At 53.0% G+C, this 16,293-nt stretch carries 13 protein-coding genes; 2 read left to right on the top strand and 11 right to left on the bottom strand.

Annotated elements, in window-relative coordinates; genetic code table 11:
* Positions 1 to 34: 34 nt before the first annotated feature.
* Positions 35 to 874, bottom strand: a complete 840-nt coding sequence (locus tag CPH17_RS03025) for an ATP-dependent zinc protease family protein (RefSeq protein WP_074396383.1) — start codon at positions 872 to 874, stop codon at positions 35 to 37.
* 212 nt (positions 875 to 1,086) lie between these two features.
* On the opposite strand from CPH17_RS03025, the gene CPH17_RS03020 reads away from it, so the two are divergent.
* Positions 1,087 to 1,632, top strand: coding sequence for a DUF3833 domain-containing protein (locus tag CPH17_RS03020; protein WP_082934229.1), 546 nt, complete (start codon positions 1,087 to 1,089; stop codon positions 1,630 to 1,632).
* A gap of 88 nt (positions 1,633 to 1,720) precedes the next feature.
* Here CPH17_RS03020 and CPH17_RS03015 read toward each other — a convergent pair whose 3' ends face one another.
* The 4 genes from CPH17_RS03015 to gorA form a co-directional block, all read right to left on the bottom strand.
* Positions 1,721 to 2,113, bottom strand: a complete 393-nt coding sequence (locus CPH17_RS03015; protein WP_074396384.1) for an ectoine synthase — start codon at positions 2,111 to 2,113, stop codon at positions 1,721 to 1,723.
* Between the two features lie 74 nt (positions 2,114 to 2,187).
* Complete coding sequence (gene ectB, locus CPH17_RS03010; RefSeq protein ID WP_074396385.1) at positions 2,188 to 3,456, bottom strand: diaminobutyrate--2-oxoglutarate transaminase; 1,269 nt, start codon at positions 3,454 to 3,456, stop codon at positions 2,188 to 2,190.
* Positions 3,457 to 3,528: 72 nt separating this feature from the next.
* Complete coding sequence (gene ectA / locus CPH17_RS03005) at positions 3,529 to 4,107, bottom strand: diaminobutyrate acetyltransferase (RefSeq protein WP_074396386.1); 579 nt, start codon at positions 4,105 to 4,107, stop codon at positions 3,529 to 3,531.
* Positions 4,108 to 4,317: 210 nt separating this feature from the next.
* Positions 4,318 to 5,700: a glutathione-disulfide reductase gene (gene gorA, locus CPH17_RS03000; protein ID WP_096298241.1), complete on the bottom strand. Its 1,383-nt coding sequence runs from the start codon at positions 5,698 to 5,700 to the stop codon at positions 4,318 to 4,320.
* A 149-nt stretch (positions 5,701 to 5,849) separates the two neighbouring features.
* On the opposite strand from gorA, the gene can reads away from it, so the two are divergent.
* Positions 5,850 to 6,497, top strand: a complete 648-nt coding sequence (gene can, locus CPH17_RS02995; RefSeq protein WP_074396388.1) for a carbonate dehydratase — start codon at positions 5,850 to 5,852, stop codon at positions 6,495 to 6,497.
* A gap of 51 nt (positions 6,498 to 6,548) precedes the next feature.
* On the opposite strand, the gene msrA is transcribed toward can, so the two are convergent.
* From msrA to galU, 6 genes are read right to left on the bottom strand one after another with little or no spacing between them, the layout of a single operon-like run.
* Positions 6,549 to 7,187 (bottom strand): peptide-methionine (S)-S-oxide reductase MsrA, encoded by a 639-nt coding sequence (msrA, locus tag CPH17_RS02990; RefSeq protein WP_074396389.1) that lies wholly within the window; start codon positions 7,185 to 7,187, stop codon positions 6,549 to 6,551.
* 10 nt (positions 7,188 to 7,197) lie between these two features.
* Positions 7,198 to 11,250: an autotransporter assembly complex protein TamB gene (gene tamB / locus CPH17_RS02985; protein WP_231898073.1), complete on the bottom strand. Its 4,053-nt coding sequence runs from the start codon at positions 11,248 to 11,250 to the stop codon at positions 7,198 to 7,200.
* Between the two features lie 9 nt (positions 11,251 to 11,259).
* Entirely contained in the window at positions 11,260 to 13,116 is a 1,857-nt protein-coding gene (gene tamA / locus CPH17_RS02980; protein ID WP_074396390.1) for an autotransporter assembly complex protein TamA, read from the bottom strand.
* 53 nt (positions 13,117 to 13,169) lie between these two features.
* Positions 13,170 to 13,994, bottom strand: a complete 825-nt coding sequence (locus CPH17_RS02975; protein WP_096298239.1) for a hypothetical protein — start codon at positions 13,992 to 13,994, stop codon at positions 13,170 to 13,172.
* A gap of 9 nt (positions 13,995 to 14,003) precedes the next feature.
* The gene (locus CPH17_RS02970) at positions 14,004 to 15,296 is read right to left on the bottom strand and encodes a nucleotide sugar dehydrogenase (RefSeq protein WP_074396392.1); all 1,293 of its coding nucleotides are present in this window, start codon (positions 15,294 to 15,296) and stop codon (positions 14,004 to 14,006) included.
* Between the two features lie 3 nt (positions 15,297 to 15,299).
* Entirely contained in the window at positions 15,300 to 16,190 is an 891-nt protein-coding gene (galU, locus tag CPH17_RS02965) for a UTP--glucose-1-phosphate uridylyltransferase GalU (protein WP_074396393.1), read from the bottom strand.
* Between the last annotated feature and the right edge of the window lie 103 nt (positions 16,191 to 16,293).

Here is a 16,293-nt window from a genome sequence, read left to right as displayed (position 1 = left end):
AGATTCCTTTCAATAGTGACAGCAGAGGCTGTCGTTATTCTTCGTTATCGTCTGAATCGGCTGCTTCATCGTCAGCCGCCTGATCTGAAGGCTCTCCACCGGGAAACTCTGGCCGATCAAAACGGTAGGTTTCTGCCACATCGATAACGGCAATATCCAATAAAAAACGACGCCCAAGTAGGATCGGGTACTCTAGGTGACTACGATCATTCAGGGTAAATTCCACGTTTTCCCTCAATGGCCCTAGGTTTAAGAGCAAGGAAATAACGGGGCGCGAGTCGTCACCCGAAGCTTGCACAATGCGTACACGACGCTCAACGGGTGCCTCAATCCATTCATCGCGCAGTTTTTCAACGACCACATCGTCATCATTAAGCGCTAATTTAAAGCGCACCCAGTCTTCGCCATCGCGCTCAAAAGGGGTGATATCCTTGGCAGACAGTGATGAGGTATTCGCGCCAGAGTCGACGCGGGCCTGCAGATAGGTACCGATGCCGGGCAAACCTACCCATTCATTACGACCCAGCAGAGTTTTACCATCTAATAAGCTGTCTTCTGCTTGGCATTCCTCACGGATAATCACAGGCTCTTCATTGCGGGCGCCCAACTGTTGGACATCATCACGCAGCAAGCGAAGCAGGCTGCCGACTTCTCGTACATCGGCGGTAAATACGTGTTGCTGGTCCAGTTGGCGCTGCTGGAGGGAGGCAGCGTTGCTGCACTGCTGGGATACATTGCTCTGTAGTTCATCCATGCGAAGGTTGAAAGCATCCTCATCAAGAGGAGGGGGCTTATTGGCAACAGGCTTTGGCACCGCACAACCAGTCGCCAAAAAAGCCATACCTACCATCAGCCATACAACACCTGGGCGCATAAGAGCTACATCCTTAAACAATAAGAGGATGAATGATAAGGAGTAGTAAGACCCGTTGTCCAACACCGCATGCTGTTTTCCCGCACAATCTATATTATTTAACATAATATATATTATGCGAACCGGAAGAAAACAATTGACTTCAGGCGTTGCTGCCAGGCTAAACTAACCAATATTTGTACGAACAATACGGACTATATAGGAAATGCACAATGAAAATCCGCATTCTAGCGATGGCAGCTCCCCTTTTATTCCTTTTGCTTGCAGGATGCTCAAGCGTCGACGTTGAAGATTATGCTGGCACTGAGCCACGCCTGGATATAGCAGACTACTTTACCGGCACCACCCGCGCTTGGGGTATGGTGCAGGATTATAGTGGTGAAGTTCAGCGTCGGTTTACCGTCACCATTGATGGCCGTGTTGAAGACGACACGCTAATTCTGGATGAAGACTTCGAGTTTGCCGATGGTGAAACGGATCGGCGTGTATGGCGCTTCGAGCGTGTCGATGAACATCGCTGGGTAGGCACAGCCAACGACGTTGAGGGTCCTGTGGAGGCTCGCCAATATGGGCATGCATTTCACATGAACTACCCATTAGATGTGGATATCGGCGACAGAACGTTCAATTTCACTATGAATGACTGGATGTATCTTCAACCCGATGGACGCTTAATCAACCGTACGGAGATGAAAAAGTTCGGTGTAACCCTGGGTGAAATTACGCTGGTATTTGAGCAGGCGTCCCAGAGTCAGTAGCAAGCACGCTTTTAGCTTATCGTAAAACAACCTGCTAATTCAGCAGGCTGTTTGGATACTACATCGGACTAAATTTTAGCGCCTGGCTTCAATCGTCAGCCGGTGCATACGAGCCATCTTCACGGTGTACTTCATTGCCGGTGATAGGCGGTGTGAATACACACGCTAAGTGCATGGTTTTATGAGCACGCAACAAGTGTTCGTCATGCTGGTCAAGAATGTAGATATCACCAGGCTTGATGGGCCAAATTTTACCATCGGCTAGCGTTTCTACTTCGCCCTCACCCTCGATGCAGTACACGGACTCATAGTGATGCTTGTAATGAATATGTGTCTCGGTGCCTTCAAAGATGCGGGTGATATGGAATGAAAAGTTGCCACCGTCATTCGCCAATACCAAGCGCGTGCTGTCCCAGTTTCCGCTCTCGGCTGTTACTAGACGATCTGTTTTGCGTGCTTCGTCAATATTGCGAACGATCATATTTGTGCTCCAATTTAAAGGCGGCCCGAGCGGGGCCGCATATTTTATATCTTAGCGGGATATTGGCAGCGTTGTTACTCGCTAGCGACAGCTTTGACACATTTTTCTAAGATATCCAGCCCTTCCAGCAAGTCTTCATCACTAATGGTGAGCGGGCATAGGCATTTCACTACTTCACCGTCTTGGCCACTGGTCTCAATAATCAACCCGTGCTCAAACGCCATACCAGTAATCTTGTCCGCGATATCGCCTGATACGACGTCAATACCACGCATCAGGCCACGGCCGCGCTCAGTGGCTGGAATGCCGTTTTCGGTGAGCAAGGCGGCTAACGACTGGAAGCGCTCTTCTACAATGCGCGCTTTACGTTGTACGTCACGCTCAAAGGTGTCATTTGTCCAATATTTTTTGAATGCCGCGGTGGCGGTGACCATGGCCAGATTAAAGCCGCGGAAGGTGCCGTTATACTGCCCCGGCTTCCATTTATCCAACTCAGGTTTCATCAGAACATGCGCAAAAGGCATGCCGAACCCAGACAAGGATTTGGAATTGGTGACCATGTCGGGATTGATGCCTGCGTGCTCGAAACTAAAGAACTTACCTGTACGTCCGCAGCCAGCCTGGATATCATCGACGATTAACAGGATATCGTGGGCTTTACAGATATCAGCCAAGCGCTTCAGCCACTCGAGTCCGGCTACGTTAATACCGCCCTCGCCTTGTACTGTTTCGACAATGACGCCTGCAGGAACATCCAAGCCACCCGACTTGTCTTTCAGCAATTTCTCAAAATAATCGAGGGTGTCCGCATGCTCGCCCATGTAACCATCGAAAGGTAGGAAGCTTGCGCCCTGGGTCGGAATGCCGCCGGTTGCTTCACGGAATTTACGGTTACCGGTGGTAGCCAGAGCCCCCATGGTGACGCCGTGGAAACCATTAGTGAAGGTCACAATATTATGGCGCCCCTTGGCAACACGCGCCAAGCGGATGGCCGCCTCTACCGCGTTAGTACCTGTCGGGCCAGGAAGATGGACTTTATAGTTCAATCCGCGCGGTTTGAGAATGACGTTTTCGAGCGTTTCTAAGTAATCTCGTTTGGCATCGGTCCACATATCCAGACCGTGTACCACGCCGTCTGTCGCCAGGTAATCAATCATGGCTTGCTTGAGGTGAGGGTTATTGTGGCCGTAGTTCAGGGTGCCCGCACCGGCAAGGAAATCAATATATTCGCGGCCATTTTCATCGGTCAACCGGGCATTTTGCGCTTTGGTAAACACGACCGGGAAAGAACGTGAATAGGTACGTACATTGGATTCCATGCGTTCGAGTGTCTGGGTCTGCATTGGCGACCTCCTTTTTAATGATCAATTTGCCAAGCGGGAGGAAATAGAAGATGACGCGAGCAGGAAAACCGGTTAGATATTGTGGGTATTGAACGGACCAATACGCACTAGGTTTTCCGGATCGTGCTCTCCTCCGAGCTGCTCGGTTGAAAAGTATTCACGGCTGTTCAAGGGGGCTTGCCAGCGCCCTGCCAGCCGCTTAAACAACCCCCAAGAAGCTAGGTTGTCCGGCGTGATAGTCGTCTCAAGATGATGCACATCGGCTAACTCGGGGCGTGACATGATGGCTTCTACCAAGCGGCGTGCCAAACCGGTACCCCTGGCCTTCTCGCCCACGGCCACTTGCCATAAAAAATACGTATCCGGCGCGTTATCTTTGACGTAGCCAGAAACGAAGCCCACGACTTCACCCTCTTCATTGGTGGCAACGGCACAGGTGTCGCGAAACTGAGTGGCTAACAAGAGGTAAGCGTAGGCAGAATTTACATCGAGCGGAGGGCACGCTTTTATCAGCTCATAAACGCCCCAGCCGTCTTCGGCATTGGGTTTGCGAATATATAGTGGGGTGTCCGCATGACCAACAACAGCATCAGCAACAGTAGGCCGAGCAAGATCAGCTGAAGGGGTAAACGGCGGTGTTGGGGTGCTCATGGTTATGCTTCGCTGTTGCGAATTTGAACGCAATTATAACAGCTGATTATGAGCAATTCAAAAGCCATGTTATTCAATCCCCTGTATTCGATAAATATTTATTATACGAGCTGTTTTTGCTGTCCTAATCCATCACCTTGCGCTTATTAGTTTAGCCCACCCAAGGTGGCTACCTGGGGCAGTTTCCCTCTCGACTTTTAAGTGTGAATTTCAACGAGCGGGCGTGCGCATAGTGACAAATTCTTCAGCGCCGGTGGGATGAATCCCCACCGTGTTATCGAAGTCTTTTTTGGTCAGCCCCGCGCGCACTGCAATAGCGATTCCCTGAATGACTTCTCCGGCATCGTCACCCACCATATGCGCTCCGACCACTACATCGCTGGCATCATCCACCACTAGCTTCATTAAGGTTCGCTCCTGGCTGCCTGACAGAGTGTGTTTCATGGCCCGGAAATCGGTGCGGTAAACGCGAATGGTACCAAACTGCTGCCGTGCGGCTTCTTCCGATAGCCCTACCGTCCCAATGTTGGGATGGCAGAACACGGCAGTAGGTACGCGAGTGTAATCCAGCGGCTCGGGGGTTACCGTTCCAAAATGGTGATCAACGAGCAGCATGGCTTCTGCAATAGCCACTGGCGTCAGCTCTGGCGTATCAATGAGGTCACCCAAAGCTAGTATCGACGGGACATCGGTTTCAAAACGCTCATTGACGTCTAGTTTGCCCTGCTCATTTAATGAAAGCCCTACCGATGCTAGGCCCAAACCCGCCACATTGGCGCGTCGTCCGGTTGCGGCTAGAACGGCATCCACTTCCATCGTATCGCCGTTGGTTAGGGCAACTTGGTAACCAGCCTCGTTTTTTTCGATCGCCTCAATATTAGTATCAAAGTGAAGATGAACACCCTGTCGATCCATTTCCTGACGCGTGAATTCTCGCACTTCGTTATCAAACCCTTTGAGGAATAAATCACCGCGGTAGATAAGGTGCGCTTCACTGCCCAAACCATTAAAAATGCTGGCAAACTCGACGGCAATGTAGCCACCTCCCAGCACTAAAAACCGCTCTGGCAAACGATCGAGATCAAAAATTTGATTGGAGGTTAATGTGTATTCACTACCTGGGAACGTTGGAACCCAAGGCCAGCCACCGGTTGCCAGTAAAATACGCTGGGCCGTGACACGTTGCTCTTCGCCTTGCTGACGGCTAATCGCAACTGTATGGGCACCTTCTAGGCGGCCCCGCCCGTGATATAGGCTGACCCCGGCTGTCTCTAGCAAGCGTAGATAAATGCCATTAAGTCGCTTAATTTCGCTAGTTTTGTTGTCCCTTAACGTCGCCCAGTCGAAACGCGCCTCACCAGGCAACTGCCAGCCGAAGCCAGTGGCATCATCGAACACACTGTTGAAATGGGATGCGTAGGCGTACAGCTTTTTGGGCACGCAGCCTACATTAACGCAGGTGCCGCCAAGATAACGGTCTTCCACAATAGCCACGCGGGCTCCTGTTGCTGCGGCCATTCGAGCCGTACGTACCCCACCAGACCCGGCGCCAATCACCAATAAATCGTAGTCGTACTCCGCAACCTTTGACATTGGAAACTCCTTTACTGCCAACACATCGCATGTTGACCAAATGATGCGAGAAGGTTAAAACCTCCCCTCAATGTTGATACACCGGCTATTACGTTTTAACGACGAACGCACCTTGGTAATGATGGGCAACTAGTGTAACGGGAGACCTTATGTCCGACCCTATTGAAACGTTATTAGAGAATAATCGCGCATGGGCAGAGCGCATGTGCGAAGAAGACCCTGACTATTTTAAACGACTTTCACAGCAACAGAATCCGGACTATCTATGGATTGGCTGCTCCGACAGTCGCGTGCCTGCCAATCAAATCATCGCCCTTCCACCAGGTGAAGTCTTTGTTCACCGTAATGTTGCCAACTTGCTGCATCATACTGATATGAATGCACTGTCGGTGGTGCAATTTGCGGTGGATGTGCTCCACGTAAGCCATATCATGATTGTTGGACATTATGGCTGCGGTGGTATCAAAGCTGCAGTAACCGGTGGCGAGTGCGGCGTTGTTGATTATTGGCTGCACTCCGTGCGTGAGCAGTACAATCAGCACCGTAGCTCTCTCGAACACCTTCCCATAGACGAGCAAATTGACCGCATGTGTGAGCTGAATGTAAAGGCGCAAGTGAATAGTTTGTGCCGGACCAAAATTCTTCAGCGGGCCTGGCAACGCGGTCAACAGATTTCAGTACATGGATGGGTGTATGGATTAAGCGATGGACGCGTAAAAGATCTTGATTGCACCATAAAAGGCCTCGACCAAGTGGAAACCTTATACCGCATTGACCGCCTACAGGCTGGCGACTGAGCACATACCCCCGCAGTACTGCGTGCGGGGGTATACGTTCACCCTCAGCGATTATCCAATGGGGCAGCTAACACCTGTCCCTTTAATCCCACAGTAACCATTGGGATTTTTGTAGAGATACTGCTGATGGTAAGCCTCGGCATAGTAGAAAGTATCCAACGGTTTTATTTCAGTCGTAATATCACCTTTTCCAGCGGCATGAAGCGCTTCTTGGAAGGCGTCGGCGCTCTCAAGGGCAGTCTCGTATTGCGCCGCTGTCGTGGTATAAATTGCCGAACGATACTGGGAGCCAATATCATTACCTTGGCGATTTTTTTGGGTTGGGTCGTGCTGTTCCCAAAAAACATTCAGTAAGGTAGCCAGCGATATTTGGCTCGGCTGGTAAATAATACGCACTGCTTCAGTGTGCCCAGTTCGTCCCGTACAGGTTTCCTCATAGGTAGGATTGGGCGTTTCGCCACCTGCGTAACCTGCCGCCGTCACGTAAACACCTGGGAGATCCCAAAACAGTCGCTCAACGCCCCAGAAGCAGCCCATCCCCACCACAAGCTCTTCCGACTGCGGAGGAAAAGGCGGATGCAGTGAGTGGCCGTTAACGGCATGGTGATCACTCGTGGCAATGGGTGACTGTCGGCCAGGCAAGGAAGGCTCAGCCTGGCGGGCTGTATTGTGATGTCCAAACACATGCATAGTGTTTACCTCATTGCTGATCGAAAATGGTGGGGTCGCCCGGACGACTGAAGGTATAGATCAGATCGACCGCCTGACTCGTCCCGGACACCGCTTGCAAATACAGATTGCGCCATAAGGTGTAGCGTAACGTTAGTTCCGCAATCGGCGAGAAAATTCCCACGCCGTAACTGATACGGATATCGTCTGTTAACTGACCGCTCACCGCTACTTGGCTGTCGTCGCCAGAACCTGCGGTATCAAGGGTTAAATCGTCAATCCCAAAGGCTTCACCAATAGAGCCTACCGCGCCGCCGGTACGGCCCAATGACATGCCAATTAGCGCCGTTGCTACTGCACTATCAACACCGCCGCCAGAGTCGTCGGGCGCCCGCCCCCTCAACATGTAGGAAAGCGCACGGGTCTCACTCATCGCGGGTTCGGAAAAAATTGCCACATTCGGTTCTTGTGCATTACCCGTCACTCTAAGGCCAGCGATAACATCGTCTTCGGTCACATCCGGATTGCGTATCGCCTGAAAATCAAGCGTGGGCAGTCCTGGAGGGCCGCTGAATAATAATTGGCCGCGCCGGATGAGCAGATCTTGTCCGAAAGCCTGAAACCGACCGTCAACCAAGTTAACCTCACCAAATAATTGCAGCGAGCCGCTATCCTGACGAACTTCTAATGTGCCGCCTAATGCGGATTCCAACCCGTAGGCTGAAATCATCATATCGTTACCCAGCGTAAGGGTAATCAAGACGTCAAGTGCCATCCCACTATTCGCCAACTCGTCTGCCGCACTAGGCTCGTCATCACCGCGTTCAGCAGCGCGACGTGCTTCGCGCTCCGCTTGCTGGTCCTCTCGCTCGGTAATAATCACTTCATCAGCGCTTGGCGATGTTGCGGATGAAGGCAGGTCACCCACCTCTAACCTGGCCCACGGCAAGTCGACGTTGCCGCGCACTTGCAATCGCTCTGGCGTGACACGCACGCGAATATCCGGTGCGGCTTCCAAGCGACCAAATTGCGGCAAATTGACCAGTATAGGAGACTGTGTGCCGTTGAGGTCGACGCCTACTCGCCAATCTTCATCACTTGGCCAGTAGGCATCGCCCTCAACGTTGAGCCGCCCTCGCTCGGCCTCCAAAAAGCCATCAATAGCGCCTTCTTCACCGTCGAAGGTAACCACCACCTCACCATCTTGTATATCAACAGGAATATCCGGGCCATTAACCTGAACACCCAATAGAGACAATTCACCCTGTAAATCAGGCTGACGAGTCGTACCGGCAATATCCACCCGCCCATTCAGATCGCCCGCAAGCTCTTCAAATCCCACCACCATGGGCCGATAAGGCGCCAACGATACCTCGTTGGCTTCAAGAACGCCGGATAACTCGCCCGCACCGAGCGGGTCAGTGACTGACAGCGCCAGTTCCACATCCCCCGCTTCTTCAAGCGACAACAATACATTACCGTCCGCCTGGGCTTGGTTAGCCGTGATCTGGGTGTCCAGCGAAATACGCGGCAACTCAACAGGCTGACCATAATCATTAATTGCCGTGACGGCCAAATCACCCAGCACCTCGGCGTCAGCTTGCCAGCGCTGACCGCCTTGGCTCCACTGAGCGGATAGGTCCGCGGTGGTATCACCTTCAACCTGCCATTCCTCAGGCAGCCAGGGTTCAAGTGCTTCGATAGGAATATCACGCACGCTAAGTGCCGTTTGCCCTTGGTCAGGTGATGCGACCGTTGGCTGGTCGGCACATAAGCGTCCGCCCTGCTCTCGCAGTAGGCAAAACGGTGTTAAGCGAGCCTCTCTGCTAGCTAGATCGAAGGTGATATCGAGAGGATCTTCAAGCCGAATATTGCCTGCCTCAGCGTCAATCTCAAGCGGTGTGAGCCGCCCACGGTAGCGCTGTGCGTCCTGGTCAAACTGGCCATTGAGACTGAGCAGGGCACGCTCTAATATGCCATTAGGCTGACCCTCAACGTTGATATCCAATTGATGCGATGACAGGCGACCATCCAGTGTCAGGTTTGCCGCTGCCAAAGATTGACCGCCAGCAAGTAATTCATCAAGGGCCAACGAAACATCTAGCTGGGGATCCTCAAGTCCGTCGACATTAGCGGTTAGGCGTAACTGTTCAACACGGTTTTGAGCAAACCTCAGCGCATCTCCGTTGATGGTTGCCTCAAGCTGCGGCTGCTCTAGGCTGCCACGCGCCATAATCTCACCGCTTAGGGTGCCGGCGAGATCCGGTGAAAGCGTCTGCAGTTCGCGCAGATCGATATCGGCGTCTACAGCCACATCGTTTGGCTGCACCGAACCGCTGGCGGATAATCGGTTTTCACCCTGACGAAAGCGAAAGCGCTCTATGTTTGCCTGCAAGTCGCTATTGGCATCAAAGGCAGCATCTAGCTGTAGCGGATAGTCACGAAGATCACCGTCCAGCGTTAAGTTAGGTACATCAACTAACCAGCGTGTTCCGTCCTGGCGTAGATTGAACGCTAACTCGCCATCGATATCGCCATCTAACTGGCCATTAAATAAAGCCGGATCAAACTGCTCTAGCTCTACTTGGGCATCCACTGTCAGTGGCGTTGTCCAATCCACACTACCCTGGCTGGTCAGCCGGCTTTCGCCTGCTGCCAGCGTCAGCGGTTGCCAATTAAACTGCTCAGTATTGCCGCGTCCCGTCAACGAAATATCGGTTTCGGGAATACCGGGGCCTTGTGCCTTCACCCCGAGCTGCGCTTCATAGGCGTCGAGATCACCACTGGCCTGCAGGTCAATATTATCAATGGTAAACCCTTCATTTTGCTCTACAGCTTCATCGCCTTCTTCAAGCGCCGCAGCGGTCTCTGGCAGCGGCCACGTCACCTGATCACTTTGCAGTCGAGTTTGAAACGGCAACGCCGGGTCTAACGCGTTGAGCTGACCTTCTAACACTGCGTTAACCGCCCCTTCAGCTTCAAGGCGTGCCGTCAGCTCGCTGAGCGCTCCTGAAAGCTCCAGGGTGAGAGCTTGGCCATTCAGGGCCGGAAGCGGTTGATCAAGAAACAAGGTAGTTTCAGCGCGAAGGTCCAGCGGATAGTCATCACGTAGTGCCACCTGCCCCGCCAGACTGAATTCGGCATCGGCAGACGTTACGTCGAGATGGGAAAGTGTAACGTTGCTACCCTCGGTTTCGACACCCAAGGTTAAGCGCTCAACAACATAATCAAAACGGCCTGCAACGTTGATGTCATTGACCGTCAGCGTAGCCAGGCGGATATCGACCGGCAAACGAATTTCGGGCAACTCAATTGGTGAGCGCTCCTCTGCATCGTTACTGGCGGGCATGTCGTCAGGTGTTTCGTCGGGCGGATTTTGTAACGCGATAGCGGCATCAATGGCCGCAGCACTCAAGCCTGAATCATCATCAGGTGGCGCTAGGCGTGCCCCCTCTGAAGGCGGTAAATAAAGCCGGGGATTTTCCAAGTGCGTCGACGCAATATCGACGCGCCCCGCGCTGGCCTCAACCGAGGAACGGAACGATGCCCAGGAAAATTGGCTGCCATCGGCCAAGTGCAACGTTACATCATCAAGCACCAACTGCCGCAGCTCGATAGGAAAAGGAAAATGGAGTGCCGCCGGACCACCTGAGCCACTGGTTTCAGCAGGTGTTTCTTCACCGCCGCCACCACTAGGCAGACGAATATCGGCACCCACTACACGCAGCGTGTCCAGACATAGCTTGCCGGATAATACACAGTCATCGGCCCAAGCCAGTTCCAGCTCGTCAATTCGTATCTCTGCCCCCGCGGCGTTAAGTTGAAAATCCGTGAGATGGAATTCATCGAGTAACCCCCCATCGTGCTCCTCGACGCTAAACCAGCCGCGATCTTGGCCTTGGGATAACAAAACACCGGTGCCCCATGGCGATAGCGCAACACCCAACAATAAAGCCAAAGCACCAATCAGCCATAGCGGAAGTAACAAAACGAGTCGCAGGGTACTCCACAATAACAACCACAGACGGAAGCGACGTGATAACGCCCGACGACCGGTCGCAGGCGCTTGCGAAACTTCAGGCACATCGCCCTCCTAGAATTCGGGTCCAATCGAAAAATGCAAACGCCAGTTATCGTCGTCATCGTCAAAGGGATGCGCAATATCGAAGCGAATAGGGCCAACTGGGGATATCCATCTCACCCCCAAGCCTGCGCTTTTTTTCAGGTCGCTAGGGCCCCAGTTATCGAAGGCATCGCCTGCATCAACGAACGTTGCCCCCCACCAGTCCCCGGTGACACGGCGTTGGTACTCGAGGCTGGAAGTAATTTTTTGTTGACCACCGCGCAGCTTGCCTTCTTCGTTACGAGGCGAGAGTCCTTCGTACGAATAACCGCGCACACTGCGGTCGCCACCGACAAAAAACCTAAGCGATGGGGGAATCTTATCGAAATCGTTGGTTTCAATAGCCCCTACGCTGACGCGTGCCGAAAAACGGTTATCATCGCCGTAGGTGCGAATCCATTCGGTATCGCCAGTGATGCGCAAAAATTGTGCATCCGAGCCCCAAGCTGGATCAGAGTACTCCACCGAGAACTGCTGACGATCGCCCCATAACGGGAATCGCTGCGGCCTCGTGCGCGTCCGGGACCACTGAACCCCTGGGTAAAACAACCACACTTGATCAGCTTCTCCGCCTTGGGTGAAATCTTCATAGGTGGTTCGAAAATACAGCGATTGCACCCAGTCATTATCGAACTCCCAGCGCCTGGCGATTTCCACGGTACCCTCGAGCGAGTCGGTATCGCTGTCGTCAATATTCCGAATACCATATTGCAGGCGATAGCTATCGCGCAGCGGATCTTCTAGCGGAACATCGTAAACGCCGGTAAAGCGCTGCTCAGGAGCCGAAAGGTAAAGGTCATGATCCAGGCTGTGCCCATAGCGGTTGATCCAAGGCTGATCCCATCCAAATCGCAAGCGAGGGCCTACGTCGGTAGCGAACCCCAGCCCAGTTTCAAACTGATGACGATTAGCAGGTTCAACGCGGACATCAATGGGTAATGATGCGTCGTCAGATTGACGCATGCTAAGTGCGCTTGATAGTGCGGCACTGCTGATCCTGGGTCGTTCTGGCTGTGATTCGGTGGCCGCTACCCACCAGGCATCACCACCGCTTGAGGGTGCAATGGAGAGTTCTTGCGCAGTTTCCAGACGTGGGGTAACAGACACTGAGCTAAACCATCCGGTCTCAGCGAGTCGTTGGTTAAAACGTGCCAGCGATTCCGCAAGATAAGGCTCGCCCTCTTGATAAGTGCGCATTTTTTGTAGGCGCTCGGGTTGAATATGACTGCCCGTAACAAGCGTTTCGCCAAATTGATAGCGCGGACCACTGTCAAAATCCATGTACAGTTGGGCGCTTTGTAAGTAGGGGCGTACTTCCATACGGCGGTCGGTGAACCCCCAATCGAAGTAGCCTCGCTCAATGGCCAAGCCGGAAAACTCACCACGTAGGCGATCCCAGGGTGCATGACGCAACGTATCCCCCTCTTTCAGAGGGAATCGCTCCAGCGCCTCCTGAAACGGTTCATCCTCTGCGGCATCACCAAGCACATTGATGTCCAGCGTTTCAATGGTTACCTGCGGGCCTGGATCGATGGTCAGGCGAGGGTTACCGTCTTCAGGGAGATCAATCGAAATATCGGGTTCGTAATAGCCGTAAACGCGAATGGCCGCTTCAATACGCTGGCGTATTTCTACCTCCAGTCGGCTTTCGGTGTACTCGTCTTCTTCAATATTTTGCAGATAGGCGCGAATATTGCGCGCCACTTCACCCTCAACGCCTTCCAGATCAACACTCAGCGCCCAAACCGCTGGCGCAGCCATCCATAGCGGCAACGTCATTAAGTGGGCGATTACCGATGCTGGTAGCCATTGCCGTTGTCGTCCCATACATTTTCCCTAACCTAATCATCGGCATGTTGCCTTTCAGCCACCAGTGTAAATTACCGCAACATTTCAAGCTGAGCACTGAAAGCTAGCTGTGCTTGGCGAACTTGGCGTACGTCATCTTCAATCTCATCGACGCGCTGCGACCAATCGGTTTCAAGTGTTTCGAGCGCTTCGTTTCCGGTATTGCTCTCTTCAAGCGCGCTAATTGACTCTTCAAAGCGCGACCACTGTTCTTGCTGCTCGGCATCGCGCTCATCGAAGCGTTCGTCAATATCGCTAGCCAATCCAGCAACCGAGGACTCAAGTGCTTCCAGTCGTTCTCGGCTTTGGGCTTCCACGTGAGCTATTTCATCTGCCAACGAAGACCGCCCTGACGTGCCCGCTTGCTCTAACGCATCCAACGATGTGTGGATAGAGGCGAGCTGACTATCACGTAATGCCGCCTGCTCACGCTGCTCTTCCAAACGTTCAAGCAATGGATCAATCGCGTCACTTGAAACATTGCTTTCATTTTCAGTTAATACGTCATAGAGCTCATTGCGCGTATCGGTTAGCGCCGTGGACAATTGCTCTTGCTCTTGAAACAAGGTACTCATCTGAGCCTGGACAAAGGTTAACGTATCTTGTACATCACTGTCACCCGCGTCTAAGCGAGCATGCATATTTGATACTTCTCCACTCACCCGCTGGAGCTCCCCCTGAAGCCGCTCGCGCTCCAAATAAAGGCCAACAGCAGCCGCCGCTAATAGAGCAATCAGCAGCAGCACACATAGCCAAAGCGGCCAAAGTGAAGGACCTTTGCGGTGCTTGATGTGCTGAGATGCGATACTTTGATCTGCATCGGGCACAATGCGCGAAGACGGGGCTTTATCGGACATGCATTTTCCTCACAACGGCGTTGGATCGGCGCGCCGACCTATTCCTCGATACTTTAACCCACAGCTGGCAACAAAATCAGGGTCGTAGATGTTTCGGCCATCCAGGACTAGTTTATCGCTAAGCTGCGCAGCTAAGCGATGCCAATCGGGGTTCCAGTAGGTTTTCCACTCGGTCACCAACATTAGTGCATTGGCACCTTCACAGGCATCGTACGGACTATCGACAAAGGTAACCAAATCATTGCGTGAGCCCACTACGGCATTCAATGCCGGGGTGGCCGCTGGATCGTGAAGTTTAACGTGAACGCCTTGCGCCCAAAGTGCGTTGAGTAGCGTTAACACCGGGGCATGATCAATTCGCGCGGTGCCAGGTTTAAAGGCAGCCCCCCAAATGGCAATTGTCTTCCCTTCAAGGGCGCCGTTATAGTGAGACCACAGCTTGCGAAATAGTGTTTCTTTCTTTTGTTCATTGATATCAAGCACATGCTCCAGCAAGGCCGATTGTCGTCCGCTGGCGACTTGTACGTCGGCTAGTCGCATTAAGTCTCGTGAAAAGCTTGGTCCGCCAAAGCCACACCCTGGATAAAGGTATTCATAGCCTATGCGAGAGTCGGCTCCCATCCCTTGACGTACATGCTCTACATCAACGCCCAGAGTATCCGCTAGCCCGGCAATTTCATTCATGTAACTGATGCGTGTCGCTAGCATACCGTTAATGGCCAGTTTGGTTAGCTCGGCAGCACGCTGAGGCATTACTTGAAAAGCGTCTCGGCGACGGTTAAAGGCCCTTAGCAGCTCCCTAAGTTTTTGCTCAGCCAGCAAGTTATCGCACCCTAGCAGCCAGCGCGTAGGGCGTGTGAACGACGCCCAGGCCCGCCCTTCTTCTAGCGTATCCGGCAAGGCCACACTCAAACCGTCTTGGCCAATGAGGTGTTGTAACCGCTCCGTATCACCTACCGGAAAAGTCGAGTTATTGACTAGGACACGGCCTTCCTGCGGCGTCAACAGGGGATGCTGGAGTAGCTCAGCAGCCGACTCACGCTGCGACGGCGAGAGCGCTATCCAAACCACATCAAACACCGAATTGGCGTGAAGCTCGCTGAGTAACTCAAGCGTTCCCATTTTTTCAGACTGATCTAGCTGCTCAAGCAGTTGGGGCTCGCGGCGTAGCCAATCCTCATTAACCAGCGTAGACCACGGCATTGTCTCGTGGGGAAGCCATTTAACGGCATGGCCCACCGAAGACAGCGCCGCAGCCGCGGTTGCGGTGCTTAATTCACTGCCGTATAGAAGCACCCGCATCGGTTACGCTCCCTGGTGATAGCGCGCGAGCAACGCTTTAAAATCGCTACCCAACTCAGGGTGCCTGCGCGCATAGGCCAGCGTCGCCTCTAAATAACCCAGAGGCTGCCCGCAATCGTACGTCGTCCCTCGCATGCGGTAGGCCTGAACGCCCTGCTGCTCGCGAAGCGTTTCAATCGCATCGGTCAGCTGAATTTCACCTCCTGCACCAGGCGGGGTGTTTTCAAGAATAGGGAAAATTGCGCCCGGCAAGGCATATCGACCAATAACGGCTAGATTCGAAGGGGCTTGGTCACGTGGTGGTTTCTCTACCATGCCCACTAGGTCGGCAGACGTTTCGGGCGCAGGCACGTCACCGGCTGGCGCGACAATGCCATATTTTTCGACCTGATCCCAGTCTACCTCTTCGACCATTAATTGAGCTGTGGAATGCTGATCGTAAGCCTTCAGCATACCCGCCAGGTCGCTGCGCGGCGTGTCGCTGTTATCTACCAATACGTCCGGCAGCAGCACCGCAAACGGCTCGTCATTACCAATAATCGGCTGCGCGCAAAGGATGGCATGGCCCAAGCCTAGAGGTTCGCCTTGGCGTATACTAATAATGTTTACGTCATCAGGCACCATGGCTCTTAGCGAGGCCAATAGCTCATGCTTACCCTTGGCTTCCAAGCTCGCCTCTAATTCCGCGTGGGTGTCGAAGTGGTTTTCGATGGCCCCTTTGTTACTGCTGGTCACAAACACGATATCGCGGATACCAGCGGCAATAGCCTCTTCAACCACGTACTGAATCACCGGTCGATCTACTATGGTGATCATTTCCTTGGGAATGGCTTTGGAAGCGGGCAAACAGCGGGTACCAAACCCCGCCACAGGCAGTACAGCCTTACGAATCATAAGAGGTCCTTTTCATGCGTTCCGGCTCAGGAGTGGTTAGAATGCCCATCATACTGAACGCGCGGTGGGTTTCCAGTTCGCCGTTACACTGCAAGTATCGGGC

The sequence above is a fragment of the Halomonas sp. hl-4 genome (assembly GCF_900215475.1).
In the GTDB taxonomy this organism is placed as follows: domain Bacteria; phylum Pseudomonadota; class Gammaproteobacteria; order Pseudomonadales; family Halomonadaceae; genus Vreelandella.
The sequence above is the reverse complement of the archived record's forward strand: the minus strand, read 5'-3'. Positions and strand labels throughout refer to the sequence as shown.